Origin of the sequence: Halomonas saccharevitans, assembly GCF_900116405.1 — a bacterium.
Taxonomy (GTDB): domain Bacteria; phylum Pseudomonadota; class Gammaproteobacteria; order Pseudomonadales; family Halomonadaceae; genus Halomonas; species Halomonas saccharevitans.
This window is the reverse complement of record NZ_FPAQ01000001.1, coordinates 20,293-39,402: the sequence shown is the minus strand read 5'-3', so window position 1 is coordinate 39,402 and position 19,110 is coordinate 20,293. Positions and strand designations below refer to the sequence as shown.

Here is a 19,110-nt window from a genome sequence, read left to right as displayed (position 1 = left end):
GCTCGTCTCCTCATTCGCTCAGGGTGACCAGGTCGTGCGGCGCCACCGTGACGGTGACCCGATCGCCCACCTCGGGCAGGTGCCGCCCGCGATTGTTTAGGGTCGCCTGCAGGGTGGTGTCGCCGACCTCCAGGCGGTACTCGGCATGGCTGCCGCGGTAGAGCCGTTCGGCGACCACGGCCGGCAGGTGGTTGTTGCCTGCCACCTCGCCGGGCAGCAGGTCCAGGGTCTCGGGGCGGATCAGCAGCAGCTCGCCCTCCCCCGCCTCGGCGATGATGAGCTCCCCCAGCGCCGTGGCAAGCCGGCTGCCCTGCCGGCCAGTGACCGAATAGAGGTTGTCATGGCCCATGAAGCGCGCCACGAAGGCGTTGACCGGATGCTCGTAGACCGCCCGGGGTGGCCCGACCTGTTGGATCACCCCGCCGTTGAGCACGGCGATGCGGTCCGACATCACCATCGCCTCCTGCTGGTCGTGGGTGACGAAGACGAACGTCATGCCGAGGCGCTTCTGCACCCGCAACAGCTCCACCTGCAGCTGGCTCCTGAGCCCCGCGTCGAGCGCCGAGAGCGGTTCATCGAGCAGCAGCACGTCGGGCTCGCAGACCAGGGCGCGGGCCAGGGCGATGCGCTGGCGCTGGCCGCCGGAGAGCTGGTCCACCCGCCGGTCGACGAGGTCACCGAGCTTGATGAAGTCGGCGATCTCGTCGACCTTGGCGTGGCGCCCCGCGGCGGCCATGCCGCGCATCTTCAGGCCGAAGGCCAGGTTCTCGCGCACCGAGAGGTGCGGGAAGAGCGCGTAGGACTGGAAGACCGTATTCACGCTGCGCCGGTGGGGCGGCACCTCGGTGATGTCGCGGCCGCCGATGGCCAGGCGACCGTCGTCGGCATCCTCGAGGCCGGCGAGGATGCGCAGTAGCGTGGTCTTGCCACAGCCCGAGGGGCCAAGCAGGGTAAAGAACTCACCGGCCTCGATGGTCAGATCGACGCCATCCAGCGCCACGGTATCGCGCCCGAAGCGCTTGTGCAGGCCCTGCATCTCGATGGCCGATGCCTGACGCGACGTCGCGCCCTGCTCCGCCCCGTCCGCGCGGGGACGGGCCGCGGCGGCGTCCGCCGTGATGGTCTCATTCATGGGGTGCCCTCTCGGTTCTCGATGGCCCGGTTACAGCCGGTCCCGCAGTTGATAGTAATGCGTGGCCAGCACCAGCAGCGGCTTGCGAAGCAGGCGGCCGCCGGGAAAGCGGCGATGGGGCATGGCCGCAAAGGCGTCGAAGCGCTCGCCCTGCCCGGCGATGGCCTCGGTCAGCAGCTGACCGGCGAGCCCCGCCAGCGCCATGCCGTGGCCGGAGTAGCCCTGGGCGTAGTAGACGTTGCGGCCCAGCCGGCCGAAGTCCGGCGCACGATCCAGGGTGATCGCCACGTCACCGCCCCAGCGATACTCGATGGGCACGCCTTCGAGCACCGGGAAGATGCGCGCGATCTTGTCGTCCATGCGGGTCGTGAGGTTGCGCGGCTCCCGGCCGTCGTAGCTGACCTCGCCGCCGAAGATCAGGCGGCGATCGGCGGAGAGGCGGTAGTAATCGAGCACGAAGTTGGCGTCCGACAGGGCGTCGTTTTTCGGCAGTACCTGGGCCACCTGGGCCTCGCTGAGCGGCGCGGTGGCGATCATGTAGTTGGCGGCGCGCATGATGCGTCCGGAGAGCTCAGGCACCAGGCCCGCCTGGTAGGCGTTGGTGCCGAGCACCACGAAGTCAGCGGCCACCCGCCCCCGGGCGGTGGCCACGGTGGCGGGATCGCCGTGGCGGATCTCGACGGCAGCGCTGTGCTCGTGGATGGCCACGCCGGCGCGACGCGCCGCCCGGGCCAGGCCCAGGGTGTAGTTGAGCGGGTGAAGGTGACCGCCCTCGGCGTCGAAGAGGGCCGCCGGATAAGCATCGCTCACCACGTGCTCGCGCAGGGCATCGCCCTCGAGCAGGGTGAGGGCCGAATAGTCGTAGTCGCGGGCCATGCGCTCGCGAAACGCCTCGAGCTCGCGGACGTGACGCGGCTTTACCGCGGCATGCAGGTAACCCCAGGAGAGTTCGCAGGGGATATCGTGACGCTCGATCAGCGCGGCCGTCAGGCGCACCGCCTCGCGACTCATCTCCCAGATCTCCCGGGCACGCTCGCGGCCCAGCGCCTTTTCCACGGTGGCGATGTCGGTGCCCAGGCCCGGCAGGATCTGCCCGCCGCTGCGCCCGGAAGCCCCATGGGCGATCTCCCCGGCCTCGAGCAGCACCACCGAATAGCCGCGCTCGGCCAGGTGCAGGGCCGCCGAACAGCCGGTGATGCCGCCGCCGATCACGCAGACATCCGCGCGTTGCTCTCCTTCGAGCGGGGGACAGTCGCCGAGCTCGACGGCGATGGACGCGCGATACCAGGACGCCGGATGCTCCGGCCGAGGCGGGATCGTCATACGAGAACCTGTCTGTTGTGCGCAGTGCGCTGATTGTTGTTGGTCGAAGCGATCGATGAAGGGCTCGCTCCGGCAGGCTCAGTGTGGCACCAGCACCACAATAGCTGTCAAGTATTTGACACCTGAAGAAATGATGCATTAAACGAACCGCCAACAAGTCAGTTCCAATAAAACCACTAAGACATTGTTTTTAAGCATTAAAATCTACAGCTACGAGCAGGCGCGGGCGAAGCCGCCGCACGAAACGGCCACCAGATACCGTCAAGTAATCACCATCACTCGGAGCCATCAACGACCGAAGAGGCGTCCGCTCCCTGCGCTCGTGAGGCGAGCGCAGGGAGCGGCACGGCAGAGCGTGGACGGCGGGTCAGATCGCGTGGCAGACCGGGCAGGCGGGATCGCGCGGCACCCCGAAGTGGCGCCACTGGCCGGTGAGGCCATCGAAGGTGGAGAGGCCGCGATGGGGCGTGCCGGCGCCGCTGACGAGCTTGATCGCCTCCAGCGCCTGGAAGCTGCCGATCAGTCCCACCAGCGGGGCGATCACGCCGTTCTCGGCGCAGCGCAGCTCCTCGTCGCCCTCCTCCCCCGGCGGGTAGAGGCAGGCGTAGCAGGGGGCATCCGGGTCGCGGGGGTCGAAGACGGCGAGCTGGCCGGAGAAGCGGATCGCCGCGCCCGACACCAGCGGCACGCCGGCCGCCCGGCAGGCGGCGTTGATGGCATAGCGGCTGGAGAATCGGTCGGTGCAGTCGAGCACCACGTCCGCCTCGGCGGCCGCCCGCGCCAGGGCCTTGCCATCGAGATGGTCGTCGATCGCCTGGATCACGCAGCCGGGATTGAGGGCGAGCGCCGCCTCGCGGGCCGACTCGGCCTTGTTGCGTCCGATGTCCGCGGTGGCGTGGGCGATCTGGCGCTGCAGGTTGGAGAGCTCCACCGCATCGGCGTCGGCCAGGGTCAGCCGACCCAGCCCCGCGGCCGCCAGGTAGAGGGCCACCGGCGAGCCCAGCCCGCCGGCGCCGATCACCAGGGCGTGGCCGGCCAGCAGGCGCTGCTGGCCGTCGATGTCGACCTGTTCGAGCATGATCTGCCGGCTATAGCGCAGCAGGGACTGATCATCCATGGCGGGGCTCACTTTTCCTCGAACTCCTCGATGTCGGGCACGTGGAGGCTGAAGCTCTCCTTGACCTCCTCCATCACCACGTAGCTCTTGGACTCCTTCACCCCGGGCAGCGTCAGCACCACGTCGCCGAGCAGCTGGCGATAGGCCGACATCTCCGGAATGCGGCACTTGAGGATGTAGTCGAACTGCCCCGAGACCAGGTGGCACTCCTGGATCTGCGGCAGCTTGGCCACGGCGCGGCGAAATTCGTCGAACACCGCGGGCGACTGGGTCTCCAGGCTGATCTCGACGAATACCAGCAGGTTAGCCTTGAGCGCCCGGGGATCGAGCAGCGCCTTGTAGCCACGGATGATGCCGGCGCGCTCGAGGCGCTTGACGCGCTCCAGGCAGGGCGTGGTCGAAAGCCCGACCTGAGAGGCCAGGTCGACGTAAGAGATGCGGGCATTGTCCTGCAGGCAGCGCAGGATCTTGAGGTCGATGCGGTCGAGCGAGCGGGTCTTGGCTTTCATTGTCGTTGGCAGGCCGATCTGGGTGGGGCTTTCACGCCGTCGCGACAGTACGATCACCTGTAAAACACCCCTCCTCGGGGGCCTCGGTGGGCTTCACGCATGCAAAGGCGACGAGACGTGGCGTTTTATTCTGCTGAAAGATGTACCACATCACGGCCGTTCGGCTCCAGTCTCGTCGTCAACTCGCCGCCCCAGGCTGACCCGCGCATGACCGCCCAGATCGACGCGGCTCGCCACCTCGACGTAGCCCGCGGCCTCGAACACCCCGCGCACCGCCTCGGCCTGCTCAAAGCCGTGCTCGAGCATCAGCCAGCCGCCGGGGAGCAGGTGCCGGCCGGCCTCGCGCACCAGGTGGCGCAGGTCAAAGAGGCCCCCGTCGGCCGCCACCAGGGCGCTGTGCGGCTCGAAGCGCACGTCGCCCTGGGCCAGGTGCGGGTCATCCGCGGCGATGTAGGGCGGGTTGGAGACGATCAGATCGAAGCACTCGTCATCGGTCAGCGCGGCAAACCAGTCGCTCTCGCGAAAGGCGGCGTTGGCGATGCCGAGTCGCGTGGCGTTGTGCACGGCCAGGCCCACGGCCTCGGGACGGATATCCACCCCGAGCACCGACCAGCCGGGCCGCTCGCTGGCAAAGGCCAGGGCGATGGCCCCGGTGCCGGTGCCCAGATCCAAAAGGCGACCCTCGGGGGCCGCGGCACGGGCCAGGGCCGCCTCCACCAGGCACTCGGTGTCCGGCCGGGGGATCAGCGTATGCGGCGAGGTGGCAAGCGCGAGGCCCCAGAACTCCCGCTCGCCGGTCAGATAGGCAATCGGGCGGCCCTGGGCGCGGGCCGCCACCAGCGCCTCGAAGCGAGCCCGCTCGATGCTCGGCGCCTGGCGATCGCCCCAGGTATAGAGCCAGGTGCGATCCACCCCCAGCGCGTGGCAGAGCAGCACCTCGGCATCGAGGCGCGGGCTCGGCGACCCGGCGGCCGCAAGCCGAGAAGCGGCGCGGGCCAGCAGGTGATCGAGGATCATCCGGCGTCCTGCTGCAGGGCCGCCAGCTGCTCGGCCTGATACTCGTGGATCAGCGGCTCGACCACGTCGTCGAGCCGCTCGCCGCTGACCACCTCGCCCAGCTTGTAGAGCGTCAGGTTGATGCGGTGATCGGTGATCCGCCCCTGGGGGAAGTTGTAGGTGCGGATGCGCTCGCTGCGATCCCCGGAGCCGACCAGGGAGCGCCGGGCATCGGCCTGCTGCTGGCGCTGGCTGGCCACGGCCGACTGCTTGAGCCGGGCGGCGAGCAGCGACATCGCCTTGGCGCGGTTCTTGTGCTGACTGCGCTCCTCCTGACACTCGACCACCACGCCGCTGGGCAGGTGGGTGATGCGGATGGCGGAGTCGGTGGTGTTGACGTGCTGGCCGCCGGCACCGCTGGAGCGGAAGGTGTCCACACGCAGGTCGCTCGGGTCGATGTCGATGTCGCCGACCTCGTCGGCCTCGGGCATCACCGCAACGGTGCAGGCCGAGGTGTGGATGCGGCCCTGGGACTCGGTGGCCGGCACACGCTGCACCCGGTGGGCGCCGGACTCGAACTTGAGGCGCGCATAGACCCCCTCGCCCTTGACCCGGGAGATGATCTCCTTGTAGCCGCCCATGTCGCCGTGGCTGGCGCTGACCACCTCGACCTTCCAGCCGTGCTGCTCGGCGTAGCGGGAGTACATGCGGAACAGATCACCGGCAAACAGCGCCGCCTCGTCGCCGCCGGTGCCGGCGCGGATCTCGAGGAAGACGTTGCGGCGATCATCGGGGTCCTTGGGCACCAGCAGCTGCTTGAGCCGCACCTCGAGGGCCTCGAGCCGCTCGCGGCCCTCGTCGCGCTCGAGCTCGGCCAGCTCGCGCATCTCGGCGTCGGCATCGCCCAGCAGCTGCTCGGCGGAGGCGATGTCGGCCTCCACGGCGAGGTACTCGCCCCAGGCCTCGACCAGGGGCTCGAGCTCGGCATATTCCCGCGAGTAGTCGCGAAAGCGGGTCTGGTCGCTGATCACCTCAGGCTCGGCCAGCAGGGCGGCAAGCTCCTCGAAGCGCTCGATGAAGGCATCGAGGCGCTGGCGCAGGGTGGCTTTCATCGGCGCATCCTATCGGGAGTGGTCAGTGGATTCATCCAGCAGCAGGGTCGTGGCGGCATGAAGCAGGTCGTGCTGCTCATGTGAAGCCGCGTCGCGCATCGCCACGGTAGGGCGATGCAGCAGGCGGTTGGTGAGCTGATGGGCCAGCCGGCGGATCACCGCTTCGGGGTCCTCGCCGCGGGCCAGGCGCGCCAGCGCCTGCTCTTCGGAGAGCTCGCGCAGCGACTCGCCGCGGGCGCGCACGTCGCGAATCAGCTCACCGCCGCTGCGGATGCGTCGCTCGTGCTGCCAGTTGCCCACGCCGTGCTCGATCAGCGACTCGGCCTGGTCGGCGGCCACCTGGCGATGGCGGCGATTCTCCTCGATGACCTCCTGCAGATCATCGACGGTATAGAGGAAGACGTCGGCGAGCTCCCCCACCTCGGGCTCGATGTCCCGGGGCACGGCGATATCGACCATGAAGACGGGACGGTGGCGCCGTTTCTTGAGCGCCCGCTCGACCATGCCCTTGCCCAGGATCGGCAGCGGCGCGGCGGTAGAGGAGATCACGATATCGGCCTCGACCAGGGCGTCGGGGATCGCATCGAGGGTGATCGCCTGGCCGCCCAGCGGACCGGAGACCACCTCGGCCCGCTCGCGGGTGCGGTTGGCCACGGTGAGCTGGCGCACGCCGGCCTCGTGGAGGTGGCGCGCCACCAGCTCGATGGTCTCGCCGGCGCCGATCAGCAGCGCCCGGGAGCGGGTGAAGTCGCCGAAGATGCGGCTGGCCAGGTTAACGGCCGCGTAGGCCACCGACACCGGATTGCGGCCGATGCCGGTCTCGGTGCGCACCTGCTTGGCCACGGCGAAGGTGTTCTGGAACAGGCACTCGAGCTCACCGCCCAGGCTGCGCGCGTGGCGGGCCGACTGGTAAGCGTCCTTGAGCTGGCCCAGGATCTGCGGCTCGCCGAGCACCATGGAATCGAGCCCCACGGCCACGCGCATCAGATGGCGCGCCGCCTCATTCTCGCGATAGTGGTAGGCGCAGCGGGTAAGATCCTCCACTTTCAGACCGTGGAAGCGCCCCAGCCAGTCGAGGATCTCGCCTTCGCCGCCGGAGCCGGTGGCGCAGTAGAGCTCGGTGCGATTGCAGGTGGACAGCACCGCCGCCTCACGCACCTCCGGCAAGGCACGCAGCTCGGCCAGCGCCGACTCCAGCTGAGTGGGCGAGAAGGCGACCTGCTCGCGCACCTCGATGCTGGCGGTCCGGTGGTTGATTCCCAGGGCAAGAAGCGTCATGCGTTCGGCATCTTCGCGAGTCGTGGTTCCGGCAAGGGCGACATGGTGATATCCGACGGCGCGGACCGCCCATCCTCGAAGCGCCGCATTCTAGCACAGGCCAGCCGCCGGAAGCGCCCCGGCATGCCGTGACGGGGATCACGCTTTGCCCGGACGGGTCGAGCCGTTATGCTGGCGGCTCGGCCTCCAGCACGAGACGCGCATGCCCCGCGGAACGCTCCCCCGACTCTCTCGCCATACGCCCCTGGTTCCCCTGACGCTGGCCTTCCTGCTCGCCGGCTGCCAGGGACTGCCGGGAGCCTCGTCGGCCGCCGAGCCCGGGCGGGATCCGCTCGCCGGGGCGCCCCCGATCACCCGCGGCCTGGACGCCCAGGGCCTCGCCGGCCTGCTGCAGGCCGAGATGGCCGGCCAGCGCAGCGACTACACCCGCGCCGCCCAGGGCTTTATCGAGGCCGCCGAGCGCTACGACTCGGTCGCACTGGCCGAGCGCGCCACCCTGGCCGCCCGCTTCAGCGAGGATCCCGCGCTGCTCGAGGAGGCGGCACAGCGCTGGCAGGGCCTGGCCCCGGGCAGCGACGCCCCCTCGCGGCTGCTGGCAAGCCTCGCTCTCCAGCGCGGCGACTGGGCCGCCGCCCTGGGCCATCGCCTCGATGTAATCGAACAGGGCGTGAACGAACAGGGCGCCGGCGAGCAGGAGGCGAGCAACGCGCTGCTCGGGCTCGTGGAGACCGCCCTCGACGCCGGGGCCGATCCGACTCCGCTGCTCGACCGCCTGCGGGCCCACCTGGCGCGCCCCGCGGCCACGAACCGCATCGATGCCGAGCTCGCCACCGCCTTGCTGGAGGCCGCCGCGGGTCAGCCGGCGGCGGCCGAGCGTCGCCTGATGCAAGTCGCCCGACAGGCCTCCGAGCGGCCGGAACTGTGGCGACTGCGCGCACGCCTCGCGCTCCAGGCAGAGGCCCCCTCCGCGGCGCGCGAGCACGCCCGCCGGGGCCTTGAGGTATCGCCCGGCGATCCCCGCCTGATGCTGCTGCTCGCCCGGGCCGAGCTTGCGATGGGCAGCGTCGAGGCCGCCGAGGACGCCATCGAGACGCTGCTCGCCGACCACGGCGACGATGCCTCGCTGCGCCTGGGCCTGGCTCGCCTGTTTCTCGAGCGCGAGCACCTGGCGCCGGCGCGCCGCCTGCTGCTGCCGCTGGTCGGCGACGACGAGGCCCCGCCGATGGCCTTCCTGCTGCTCGGCGCCATCGCCGAGGAGCGCGGCGAAATCGGCAACGCCCTCCTCTATTACCGCCAGGTGCCGGAGGGCGAACAGTTCCTGCCGGCGCGGGTGAGCGCGGCCTCGATGCTGATGGCGGCCGACCGGCGACTCGATGCGCGCGCCTTCCTGCGCCTGGAGCGGCTGCGTCACGAGGCCTACGAGAGCGAGCTGGCCTCCGTGGAGGTCGAGCTGCTGGACGAGGCGGGCCTCGCCGAGCAGGCCGAGGCCCTGCTCGACAGCGAGCTCGCGCGGCGCCCGGACGACGAGCGGCTGCGCTACCAGCGCGCCATGCGCGCCTTCGCCGACGGCGATCTCGCCGCCATGGAAGCCGACCTGCGCCACCTCATCGAGCACGACCCGGAGAACGCCACCGCCCTCAACGCGCTGGGCTATACCCTCGCCGATGCCGATATCGAGGGTCGCCTGGACGAGGCGCGAGCGCTGATCGAACGCGCCCATGAGCTCGCGCCGGACAACCCCGCCATCCTCGATAGCCTCGGCTGGGTCTACTATCGCCAGGGCGAGCCCGCCCGTGCCCTGCCCTGGCTCAGGCGCGCCTGGGCGGCGATGCCCGACCAGGAGATCGCCGCCCACCTGATCGAGGTGCTCTGGGCGCTGGGCGAGAAGGCCCAGGCCCGCGCTTTGCTCGAGGAGGCTCGAGAGCGCTTCGAGGCGCGCCCGCTGATCGACGAGCTGCTGCGGCGTCAGCCCGAACTGGACGCTGCCGGCGCGACGACCTCCCCCTGACAAACGGAAGCTTCCAACACGGATCTTTCCATAACGGAAAATTCCCTGAAGGAACTCTCAATAACGGAACGCCCCATGACGCACCTCACGCGACTGCTGATTCCCCTGCTGGTCCTCGTCCTGATGGCCGGCTGTGCGAGCCGCCCCACGCCGCCCGAGGGTGAGCGCGCCGCCGGACAGTGGTCGGCGCAGCAAGCGCGCCTCACCGAGCTCGACACCTGGCTGCTGGCCGGCAAGGTCGGCCTGCGTACCCCGAAAGACTCCACCAGTGCCAATCTGGATTGGAGCCAGCATCCCCACTACTACCGCCTGCTGATCAGCGGCCCTTTCGGCAGCGGCCGCAGCACCCTCGAGGGGCGCGAGGGGCGCTTCTCGCTGACCACCGCCGAGGGGCGCTTCGAGGCCGAGACGCCGGAGGCGCTGATGACCCAGCAGCTGGGCTGGTCGCTGCCAGTCAGCGCGCTCTCCGACTGGGTGCGCGGCCTGCCCTCCCCGCAGGGCACCTATCGGCTCGAGCGCGACGAGCTGGGCTTCCCCCAGCGCCTCGAGCAGGACGGCTGGGAGATCGGCTACCGCGACTGGACCCGCGTCGACGGCCTCTGGCTGCCGCGGCGGATGGTGATGACCTATGGCACGCTGCGGGCGACCCTGGTGGTCACCGAGTGGCGCCCCACCCTCGATGAGTGACGTCATGCCCCGCACCCCCCCCCGTTCTGCGATCCGTTCTGCACACTATTCTTCATCCCGAGCCGAGCCGCTGGTGCTGCCCGCGCCAGCCAAGCTGAATCGCCTGCTGCACATCACCGGGCGCCGACCAGACGGCTACCACGAGCTGCAGACGCTGTTCCAGTTCCTCGACGCCGGCGACACCCTCACCCTGCGTCGCCGCACGGACGGTGAACTGAACCTCTCACCGAGCCTCGACGGCGTCGCGCCCGCGGACAACCTGATCCTGCGCGCCGCGCGCCTGCTGCAGGGCGAGAGCGGCCGTCGCCTGGGCGCCGACATCCACCTCGACAAGCGCCTGCCCATGGGCGGGGGGCTCGGCGGCGGCAGCTCGGATGCCGCCACCGCCCTGCTCGGCCTCGATGCCCTCTGGGGGCTCGGTATGGAGCTGACCGAGCTCGCCCGCCTCGGCCTTCGCCTCGGCGCCGACGTGCCGGTCTTCGTGCACGGCCACGCCGCCTGGGCCGAAGGCATCGGTGAACGCCTGACTCCGGTGACCCTCGACACCCCCTGGTTCGTGGTCATCCACCCCGGCGTCACGGTCTCCACGCCGGCCGTGTTCGGGGCGCCCGAATTGACACGCCATACCCCCCCGATTACCATGGCGCGCGCACTGCAGGGGGGAGCGGCGAGCTGGCGCAACGACTGCCAGGACACCGTCCGGAGGCACTATCCCGAAGTGGCGCGCGCACTCGACTGGCTGGCCCAGCGGGCACCGACCATGCTGACCGGCACCGGCGCCTGCATCTTTGCCCGTCTCGAGAGCGAGTCACGGGCAGATCGTCTCCTGGCCGAAGTTCCCGAGGGCTGGCACGCCTTCACGGCGCGCGGGCTGAACCGCTCACCTCTTCATGCTGCGCTGGGTCGATGACCCTCGCCGCCCCCGGGCGTCGAGACATGTCCGACATGCCGGCGCGGAGCTGATCCTGGGGCATAGCCAAGCGGTAAGGCAGCGGTTTTTGGTATCGCCATGCGCAGGTTCGAATCCTGCTGCCCCAGCCATGCCGACCGGATCCCCGTCGACCCCAACCCCTGAAGACCCAACACAGCAAAGGTGGCTGCGCGTGTCAAAATTGATGGTTTTCGCCGGGAATGCCAATCCCGATCTCGCCCGTAAAGTCGCCGAGAGCCTGGATACCCGCCTGGGCAACGCCACGGTGGGGCAGTTCAGCGACGGTGAAGTCGCGGTCGAGATCAACGAGAACGTGCGCGGCAAGGATGTCTTCGTCCTGCAGCCCACCTGTGCACCGACCAACGACAACCTGATGGAACTGATCCTGATGGTGGACGCGCTGCGCCGCGCCTCCGCCACTCGGATCACCGCCGTGGTCCCCTACTTCGGCTACGCCCGTCAGGACCGCCGCGTGCGCTCCGCCCGCGTGCCGATCTCCGCCAAGATCGTCGCCGACATGATGGTCAAGGCCGGCGTCGACCGGGTCATGACCATGGACCTGCACGCCGATCAGATCCAGGGCTTCTTCGACGTGCCGGTGGACAACGTCTACGGCTCGCCGATCCTGCTCGACGACATCGAGCGCCAGAACTACGACGATCTCGTCGTCGTCTCGCCCGACGTCGGCGGCGTGGTCCGCGCGCGCGCCATCGCCAAGCAGCTCAATGCCGACCTGGCGATCATCGACAAGCGCCGCCCCTCGGCCAACCAGGCGCAGGTGATGCACATCATCGGCGAGATCGAGAACCGCACCTGCGTGGTGGTGGACGACATGATCGATACCGCCGGCACCCTGTGCAAGGCCGGCGAGGCCCTCAAGGAGCGCGGCGCCCGTCGCGTGGTGGCCTATGCCACCCACCCGATCCTGTCCGGCCCGGCCGTCGACAACATCTCTGGCTCGGTGCTCGATGAAGTGGTGGTGACCGACACCATCCCGCTCGGCGAGGCCGCGCGTCGCAGCGGCAACATTCGCCAGCTCAGCGTGGCCGGGCTGATCGCCGAGGCGATCCGCCGGGTCAGCAACGAAGAATCCGTCAGCGCCATGTTCCACTGAGGCCGACCCGCCGAGCAGCGCTCGGCGGACGGCACAGCGGGACGAGGCGTCGGAGCAGCGCCCCACGGGGCTCCCGGAAACGCCGCGGTCTGGTCGCGGGCCACGGCGTCTTCCTTACCTTCAGAAAGAGGCAATTCCATGTCCGATTACACACTCAATGCCAGCGTTCGCAACGACCTGGGGAAAGGTGCGAGCCGCCGCCTGCGTCGTGCCAACGCACAGGTGCCGGCCATCATCTATGGTGGTGAGCAGGCGCCGCAGCCGATCTCCGTCGACAAGACCAGCTTCTACAAGGCGCTGGAAGACGAGGCGTTCTTCTCCTCCATCATCAACCTGCAGGTGGACGGCAAGGCCCAGCAGGTCGTGGTGCGTGACCTGCAGCGTCACCCGTTCAAGCCGCTGGTGACTCACGCCGACTTCCTGCGCGTCGACGCCACCCACGAGCTGACCCTGAACGTGCCGCTGCACGTGACCGGTGAAGACGCCTGCGTGGCCATCAAGGACCACGACGGCGAGCTGCACCAGCTGGCCTCCGAGGTCGAGATCAGCTGCCTGCCGAAGGACCTGCCGGAGTACCTGGAAGTCGACATCAGTGCCGTCGAGATGGGCACTACCCTGCACCTGTCCGACCTCAGCGTGCCGGCCGGCGTGACCCTGGTCGCCCTGACCCATGGTGAGGACCACGACAACGCCATCCTGAGCGTCACCAAGGCCAAGGTCCGTGGTAGCGAAGCAGAAGAAGGCGAAGAAGAAGCCGGTGGCGAAGAAGCCGCGGGCGAGGGCGACGCCGAGTAATCGGTTTTGCCCGGCGGGCATGTCGGAGCCTCGACATGCCCGCTTCGTCGTCAGGAATCAAGCGCCTCGGCGCTTGATTTTTTTTGCCATCACGCCGCACGCGAGGAGACCGGCATGAGCCAGTTGAAAGCGATCATTGGTCTGGGCAACCCCGGCGCCGACTATGAGGCCACCCGCCACAACGCCGGCGCCTGGCTGGTGCACGCCGTGGCGAGGGCGGCGGGCAGTGAACTGCGTCCCGAGCGCAAGTTCCTGGGCCGCCATGCGCGAGTCCGGCTGGACGGTCGGGAGCTGCACCTGCTCGAGCCCACCACCTTCATGAACCGCAGCGGCGGCGCCGTGGCGGCGCTCTGCCAGTTCTTCAAGATCGCCCCCGACGAGCTGCTGGTGGCCCACGACGAACTCGACATGCCACCGGGCACGGCGCGCTACAAGACCGGCGGCGGACACGGCGGTCACAACGGCCTGCGCGACATCATCCGCGCCCTGGGCAACGACAAGTCGTTTCACCGCCTGCGCATCGGCATCGGCCACCCCGGCGAGGCCCGCCAGGTGACCAACTACGTGCTGGGTCGCCCCGGCAAGGCGGAGCGTGGCGCCATCGACGCCGCCATCGACGAGTGCCTGGCTACCCTCCCCCAGGCCGTCGACGGCGACTGGGCGAAGGCCATGAATCGGCTGCACAGCTTCAAGGGCTGAGCGCTGCGAGCGTCGCCGGCATCACCGATCAAGCCGAGCCGCTGTCGGCACGACGCTCTTTTCGCGTAGAATGCCGGCCATTCTCCATTCCCGAACTCGCTTTCCAGGAAGATCCCATGGGTTTCAACTGCGGTATCGTCGGCCTGCCCAACGTCGGCAAGTCCACCCTCTTCAATGCCCTGACCAAGTCGGGCATCGACGCCGAAAACTTCCCCTTCTGCACCATCGAGCCCAACGTCGGTATCGTGCCGATGCCGGACCCGCGCCTCGACAAGCTGGCCGAGATCGTGGGTCCCCAGAAGGTGCTGCCCACCACCATGGAGTTCGTCGACATCGCAGGCCTGGTGGCAGGCGCCTCCAAGGGCGAGGGGCTCGGCAACAAGTTCCTGGCCAACATCCGCGAGACCGACGCCATCGCCCACGTGGTGCGCTGCTTCGATAACGACAACGTCATCCACGTGGCCAACCAGGTCGATCCCGAGGCGGACATCGAGATCATCAACATGGAACTGGCGCTGGCCGATCTGGACACCGTCGAGCGCGCCATCCAGCGCCTGGTCCGCGTGGCCAAGGGCGGCGACAAGGAAGCCATCGCCACCAAGGCGATCCTCGAGCGCATCCATCCCCATCTGGCCGAGGGCCAGCCGCTGAGAAGCTTCGGCCTCGATGACGACGACAAGCAGCAGCTCAAGGGCTTCGGCTTCCTGACGCTCAAGCCCACCATGTACATCGCCAACGTCAACGACGACGGCTTCGAGGACAACCCCTACCTCGACACGGTGCGCAGGATCGCCGCCGCCGAGGATGCCGTGGTGGTGCCGGTCTGCAACCAGATCGAGGCCGAGATCGCCGAGCTCGAGGATGAAGAGCGCGCCATGTTCCTCGACGAGTTGGGCATGGAAGAGCCCGGGCTCGACCGGGTGATTCGCGCCGGCTACGCACTGCTGGGCCTGCAGACCTACTTCACCGCCGGCGTGAAGGAGGTTCGCGCCTGGACGGTCAAGGTCGGCGCCACCGCCCCCGAGGCGGCCGGCGTGATCCACACTGACTTCCAGAAGGGCTTCATCCGCGCCGAGGTCATCGCCTACGACGACTTCGTCAGCCTGGGCGGCGAGCAGGGTGCCAAGGATGCCGGCAAGTGGCGCTTGGAGGGCAAGGAGTACATCGTCAAGGATGGCGACGTCATCCACTTCCGCTTCAACGTCTGAGCCGCCGGGGCACCCCGAAAGCGCTCATGACGCCGCTTGGGCTTGACGCGGGCGAGTCAGGTACGTAGAATTCGCCCCCGTTGTTCGGCTACGTAGCTCAGCTGGTTAGAGCACATCACTCATAATGATGGGGTCCCCTGTTCGAATCAGGGCGTAGCCACCAAACATCGAAAAGCCCGCCTGGCTCGCCAGGCGGGCTTTTTCGGTGCGCGCTATCTGGGCGCCAGGATCGCCGGCGAGACCGCACGGACGGCGGCCCTGCCGGCGATCAAGACGCTCAGGGAAGCTCGGCGCGATTGACGAAGGCGGTCAGCACTCGCACCAGATAGTCCACGTCCCGGGCGCCCGCGGTCTCGCGGATCGAGTGCATGGCCCACTGGGGCGCCCCCACGTCCAGGGTCGGCACCCCAAGCTCGGTGGCGGTGATCGGGCCGATGGTGCTGCCGCACCCCATATCGGCCCGGGTCACGAAGGTCTGCACCGGCACCTCGGCCTCGCGGCACAGGTCGCGGAACAGCGCCGCGGTCGCGCTGTTGGTGGCATAGCGCTGGCTGGCGTTGACCTTGATCACCGGCCCACCGTTGAGCGCCGGGCCGTGGGCGGCGTCATGCTTGTCCTGAAAGTTCGGATGCAGGGCATGGGCGTTGTCGCAGGAGATCAGCCGCGAGGCCTGGATCAGGCGAATGAAGCCCTCCTCCCCCGCCTCGCCGAGCTGGGCATTCACCCGGCGCAGCACGTCGCCGAGGAAGGGCCCCTGGGCACCGCAGGCACTGGCGCTGCCAACCTCCTCATGGTCGTTGGCCACCAGCACCGCGCCCTGGCGGCCATCGCTCTCGAGCAGCGCCTCCAGGCCGGCGAAGCAGGAGAGCAGATTGTCGAGCCTGGCGCTTGCGACCAGCTCGCCCTCGATGCCGACCCGTGCCGGCGCCTGCATGTCGCGAAACGCCAGCTCGAAATCGAGGACCTCGACCTCGGTCAGGCCGTGCTGCTCCTCGAGCCAGCGGGCGAGCAGCCGCTCGAGATCGGGCCGGCCGCCGTCCTGGAGGAACACCGGGGCCATCTCGGTCTGGGCATTGATGGTTCGGCCGTTGTTGGCCTCGCGGTCCAGATGGATGGCCAGGCTCGGAATGATCGCCACCGCCCGCTCGACATCAATAAGCACGCCCTCGATGCGGCCATCGGCATGGCGCACGTGGACCCGACCGGCCAGACCCAGGTCGCGATCGAACCAGGGCGCCAGCAGCGCCCCGCCATAGACCTCGACGCCCAGTTGCAGCCAGCCCGCCGCACACTGGGCGGCGTTGGGCTTGAGGCGCAGGCCGGGGCTGTCGGTATGGGCGCCGATCAGGCGCAGGGCCTCGAGCCCCTCGCGGGGCAGCTGCAGGGCGATGATCGAGGAGTCGTTGCGGGTCACGTAGACTCGCTCGCCGGGCGAGAGCTGCCAGGAGGCAGTCTCTTCCAGGCGCCTGAAACCGGCGGCCTCGAGTCGCGCGGCCATGTTGGCCGTAGCATGCCAGGGCGTGGGGGATCGATGCAGAAAGTCGAGCAGACGCTCGAGGCGGGCATCCTCGGACATGGAATTCCTCTATCGCGGGACGTTTCGGGGGTCTTGACGACACGGCCAAGCTGATACAATGGCAAGTCTGTCCATGCAACTCGACGGCCGGGTCGGGGTCTGGATGAAGAGTGAGTGTACACGAATCGGGGAGTGCTTCATCGATGAGCCTGTTAGTCACCCTTGGGCGAGCGGCGGTTCTAGGCCTGCTGCTGGCCACGCCGCCGGCCCTGGCCAGTCTCGAGCCGAACGATGATCAGCGCCAGGCGGCTACTGAAGTGGCAGAGTCGCTGCGCTACGGCCACTACGCCGACGTCAGCCTCGACGATGCCTGGTCGCGGCGGTCCTTCGAGCGCCTGCTGGAGATCCTCGATGGTCAGCGCGCCTACCTGCTGGACCGCGACGTAGCCGCCTTCAGCGACCTGCGAACCGGCATGGATGAGGCACTGCTTGACGCCGAACTGGCCCGCCCCTTCGCCCTCTACCAGCGCTATCACGAACGCGCCGAGCAGCGCCTCGAATGGCTGCTGGCACGGATCGACGAGGGCATCGACTTCAGCTTCGATAGCCAACAGCGCCTGGAGCTGGAGCGCAAGGACAGCCCTTGGGCCGGCAGTAAGGCCGAGCTTGATGAGCTGTGGATGAAGCGTCTCAACAACGCCGCCCTTAGCCTGACCATCAGCGACCAGGACCCAGAGCAGGTGACAGATACCCTGCGTCAGCGCTACGAGGGGCAGCTCTCGCGGCTGCGCCAGACCAACGCGGCCGATGTCTTCGGGCTCTTCATGGCCGCAGTGACCGGCAGCGTCGACCCGCATAGCGAATACCTCTCGCCGCGCCAGGGCGAATCCTTCGACATCCAGATGCGGCTGTCGCTGGAGGGCATCGGCGCCCTGCTGCAGGCCGACGGCGAGTTCGTCAAGGTCTCGAGCCTGGTGGCCGGCGGCCCGGCCGAGCGCGACGGCGCCCTGCAGCCCGCCGACCGCATCATCGGCGTGGGCCAGGAGGACGGCGAGATCGTCAACGTGGTGGGCATGCGGCTCGACGACGTGGTCGATCTGATCCGCGGCCCCAAGGGCTCGGTGGTGCACCTGGACGTGGTGCCCGCCCAGGCCATCGACATGACGCGCTCCACGGTGATCGACATCACCCGCGACACCGTGGACCTCGAGGATCAGGCCGCCCAGGGCGAGGTGATCGAGGTCGAGCGCGATGACGGCACGCATCGTCTCGGCGTGATCGAGATCCCGACCTTCTACGTGGATTTCGATGCCTGGCAGGCCGGCGAGGAGGACTTCCGCAGCACCACCCGCGACGTCGCCCGCGAGGTCGAGCGCCTCCAGGCCGAGGGTGTCGAGGGCATCGTGCTCGACCTTCGCAACAACGGCGGCGGCGCCCTGCAGGAGGCCAACTCGCTGATCGGGCTCTTCATCGACCGCGGCCCCACCGTCCAGGTCCGCGACGCCCGCGGGCGCATCAGCCTCTACGGCGACACCGAGAGCGGCGCCCTCTACGACGGCCCCCTGGCCGTGCTGGTCAATCGCCTCTCCGCCTCGGCCTCGGAGATCTTCGCCGGTGCCATTCAGGACTATGGTCGCGGCCTGGTGGTCGGCAACGACACCTTCGGCAAGGGCACGGTGCAGACCCTCAACGAGCTCAGCCACGGCGAGATCAAGCTGACCCGCGCCAAATTCTACCGCATCTCCGGCGAGAGCACCCAGCACCGCGGCGTTGAGCCGGATATCAACTTCCCGAGCCTGATCGACCCCGAACTGATCGGCGAGAGCAGCCTCGACAATGCCCTGCCGTGGGACACCGTGCGCGAGGTGCAGTACCGGACCTACGGCGAACCCCACCGGCACCTGGAGACGCTGCGCGCCCGCCACCTGGAGCGCGCCGAGAAGCAGCCGAACTTCCACTACCTCGAGCAACGCTCCGAGCTCGCGCGTCAGCTTCGCGCGCAGCACACCAGCGTCAGCCTCAACCGCGAACAGCGCAAGCGTGAGGTCGAGGCACAGGAAGCGGAGCAGCTGGCACTAGAGAACGAGCGCCGCCGGGCCCTGGGCCTGGAGCCGCTCGAGGACTGGACCGATGCCCGCGACGAGGACGAGACCGCGGATGCCGACGCCGAGGACGAGCCGATCGACCGTGCCCAGGTCCTCGAGACCGCCCAGATCCTGCTGGACTACCGCCAGCTGGAGGACGGCTGGCACTACGCGGAGCTTAACTGAGAGCTCAACTGAGGCGCTGAATCACACCACCCCGTGACGATGATGCCGGACCCCTGTGGTCCGGCGTCTTGCTATCCGCACGGCTCGAATGGCGGCCCGGCCTCACGTCGCGGCGACGCTGCGGCGTGGCGAGAGCCCTTGCAGATGCGAGACTCCATACCTCTGAGACGGCAAAGAGAAGACGGTAAAGACGCGGCCTGGGGTGCAGCAACGCGAGGCAATACGGCACGCATGGATGCGACCGGCTGGCGAAAATGGCGCTGAGGAGAAACGACCGACGGAGAAAGGACGAGCTAGGAAAGCGAGAAACAGCACCGGACAGAATTACCGGACAGGACTGGCTCCCCGAACAGGACTCGAACCTGTGACCCAATGATTAACAGTCATTTGCTCTACCAACTGAGCTATCGGGGAA

At 68.7% G+C, this 19,110-nt stretch carries 16 protein-coding genes and 3 tRNA genes; 10 read left to right on the top strand and 9 right to left on the bottom strand.

Going from position 1 to position 19,110, the window contains the following annotated elements:
• Positions 1–10: 10 nt before the first annotated feature.
• The 7 genes from BM388_RS00180 to hemA form a co-directional block, all read right to left on the bottom strand.
• Entirely contained in the window at positions 11–1,132 is a 1,122-nt protein-coding gene (locus BM388_RS00180; RefSeq protein WP_089845964.1) for an ABC transporter ATP-binding protein, read from the bottom strand.
• Between the two features lie 30 nt (positions 1,133–1,162).
• A complete protein-coding gene (locus tag BM388_RS00175) occupies positions 1,163–2,455 on the bottom strand; it encodes an NAD(P)/FAD-dependent oxidoreductase (protein WP_089845962.1) in 1,293 nt (430 codons plus the stop codon).
• 367 nt (positions 2,456–2,822) lie between these two features.
• Complete coding sequence (locus BM388_RS00170) at positions 2,823–3,572, bottom strand: HesA/MoeB/ThiF family protein (protein WP_089845961.1); 750 nt, start codon at positions 3,570–3,572, stop codon at positions 2,823–2,825.
• Between the two features lie 8 nt (positions 3,573–3,580).
• The gene (locus BM388_RS00165; protein ID WP_089845959.1) at positions 3,581–4,081 is read right to left on the bottom strand and encodes an Lrp/AsnC ligand binding domain-containing protein; all 501 of its coding nucleotides are present in this window, start codon (positions 4,079–4,081) and stop codon (positions 3,581–3,583) included.
• A gap of 150 nt (positions 4,082–4,231) precedes the next feature.
• Complete coding sequence (gene prmC / locus BM388_RS00160) at positions 4,232–5,098, bottom strand: peptide chain release factor N(5)-glutamine methyltransferase (protein ID WP_089845957.1); 867 nt, start codon at positions 5,096–5,098, stop codon at positions 4,232–4,234.
• On the bottom strand, positions 5,095–6,189 hold the full coding sequence (gene prfA / locus BM388_RS00155) for a peptide chain release factor 1 (RefSeq protein ID WP_089845955.1): 1,095 nt from the start codon (positions 6,187–6,189) through the stop codon (positions 5,095–5,097). Before prfA ends, prmC begins: the two co-directional genes overlap by 4 nt.
• 9 nt (positions 6,190–6,198) lie before the next feature.
• Positions 6,199–7,467 (bottom strand): glutamyl-tRNA reductase, encoded by a 1,269-nt coding sequence (gene hemA / locus BM388_RS00150; RefSeq protein ID WP_089845953.1) that lies wholly within the window; start codon positions 7,465–7,467, stop codon positions 6,199–6,201.
• A 202-nt stretch (positions 7,468–7,669) separates the two neighbouring features.
• Between hemA and BM388_RS00145 the strand changes: the two genes are divergently transcribed.
• The 9 genes from BM388_RS00145 (at position 7,670) to BM388_RS00105 (ending at position 15,072) form a co-directional block, all read left to right on the top strand.
• Positions 7,670–9,475 (top strand): tetratricopeptide repeat protein, encoded by a 1,806-nt coding sequence (locus tag BM388_RS00145; RefSeq protein ID WP_089845951.1) that lies wholly within the window; start codon positions 7,670–7,672, stop codon positions 9,473–9,475.
• A gap of 75 nt (positions 9,476–9,550) precedes the next feature.
• Positions 9,551–10,162, top strand: coding sequence for a lipoprotein insertase outer membrane protein LolB (gene lolB, locus BM388_RS00140; protein WP_089845949.1), 612 nt, complete (start codon positions 9,551–9,553; stop codon positions 10,160–10,162).
• A 4-nt stretch (positions 10,163–10,166) separates the two neighbouring features.
• Complete coding sequence (gene ispE, locus BM388_RS00135; protein ID WP_089845946.1) at positions 10,167–11,072, top strand: 4-(cytidine 5'-diphospho)-2-C-methyl-D-erythritol kinase; 906 nt, start codon at positions 10,167–10,169, stop codon at positions 11,070–11,072.
• A gap of 56 nt (positions 11,073–11,128) precedes the next feature.
• A tRNA-Gln gene (locus BM388_RS00130) sits at positions 11,129–11,203 on the top strand.
• A gap of 62 nt (positions 11,204–11,265) precedes the next feature.
• Positions 11,266–12,207 (top strand): ribose-phosphate pyrophosphokinase, encoded by a 942-nt coding sequence (locus BM388_RS00125; protein WP_175535006.1) that lies wholly within the window; start codon positions 11,266–11,268, stop codon positions 12,205–12,207.
• Between the two features lie 138 nt (positions 12,208–12,345).
• A complete protein-coding gene (locus BM388_RS00120) occupies positions 12,346–13,002 on the top strand; it encodes a 50S ribosomal protein L25/general stress protein Ctc (protein WP_089845940.1) in 657 nt (218 codons plus the stop codon).
• Positions 13,003–13,116: 114 nt separating this feature from the next.
• The gene (pth, locus tag BM388_RS00115; protein ID WP_089845937.1) at positions 13,117–13,701 is read left to right on the top strand and encodes an aminoacyl-tRNA hydrolase; all 585 of its coding nucleotides are present in this window, start codon (positions 13,117–13,119) and stop codon (positions 13,699–13,701) included.
• A 116-nt stretch (positions 13,702–13,817) separates the two neighbouring features.
• Positions 13,818–14,909, top strand: a complete 1,092-nt coding sequence (gene ychF, locus BM388_RS00110) for a redox-regulated ATPase YchF (RefSeq protein WP_089845935.1) — start codon at positions 13,818–13,820, stop codon at positions 14,907–14,909.
• Between the two features lie 86 nt (positions 14,910–14,995).
• A tRNA-Met gene (locus BM388_RS00105) sits at positions 14,996–15,072 on the top strand.
• A 114-nt stretch (positions 15,073–15,186) separates the two neighbouring features.
• Here BM388_RS00105 and BM388_RS00100 read toward each other — a convergent pair.
• Positions 15,187–16,485: a M18 family aminopeptidase gene (locus BM388_RS00100; protein ID WP_089845933.1), complete on the bottom strand. Its 1,299-nt coding sequence runs from the start codon at positions 16,483–16,485 to the stop codon at positions 15,187–15,189.
• A gap of 143 nt (positions 16,486–16,628) precedes the next feature.
• On the opposite strand from BM388_RS00100, the gene BM388_RS00095 reads away from it, so the two are divergent.
• Entirely contained in the window at positions 16,629–18,695 is a 2,067-nt protein-coding gene (locus BM388_RS00095; protein ID WP_089845931.1) for a carboxy terminal-processing peptidase, read from the top strand.
• Positions 18,696–19,033: 338 nt separating this feature from the next.
• On the opposite strand, the gene BM388_RS00090 is transcribed toward BM388_RS00095, so the two are convergent.
• A tRNA-Asn gene (locus BM388_RS00090) sits at positions 19,034–19,109 on the bottom strand.
• Position 19,110: the final 1 nt, after the last annotated feature.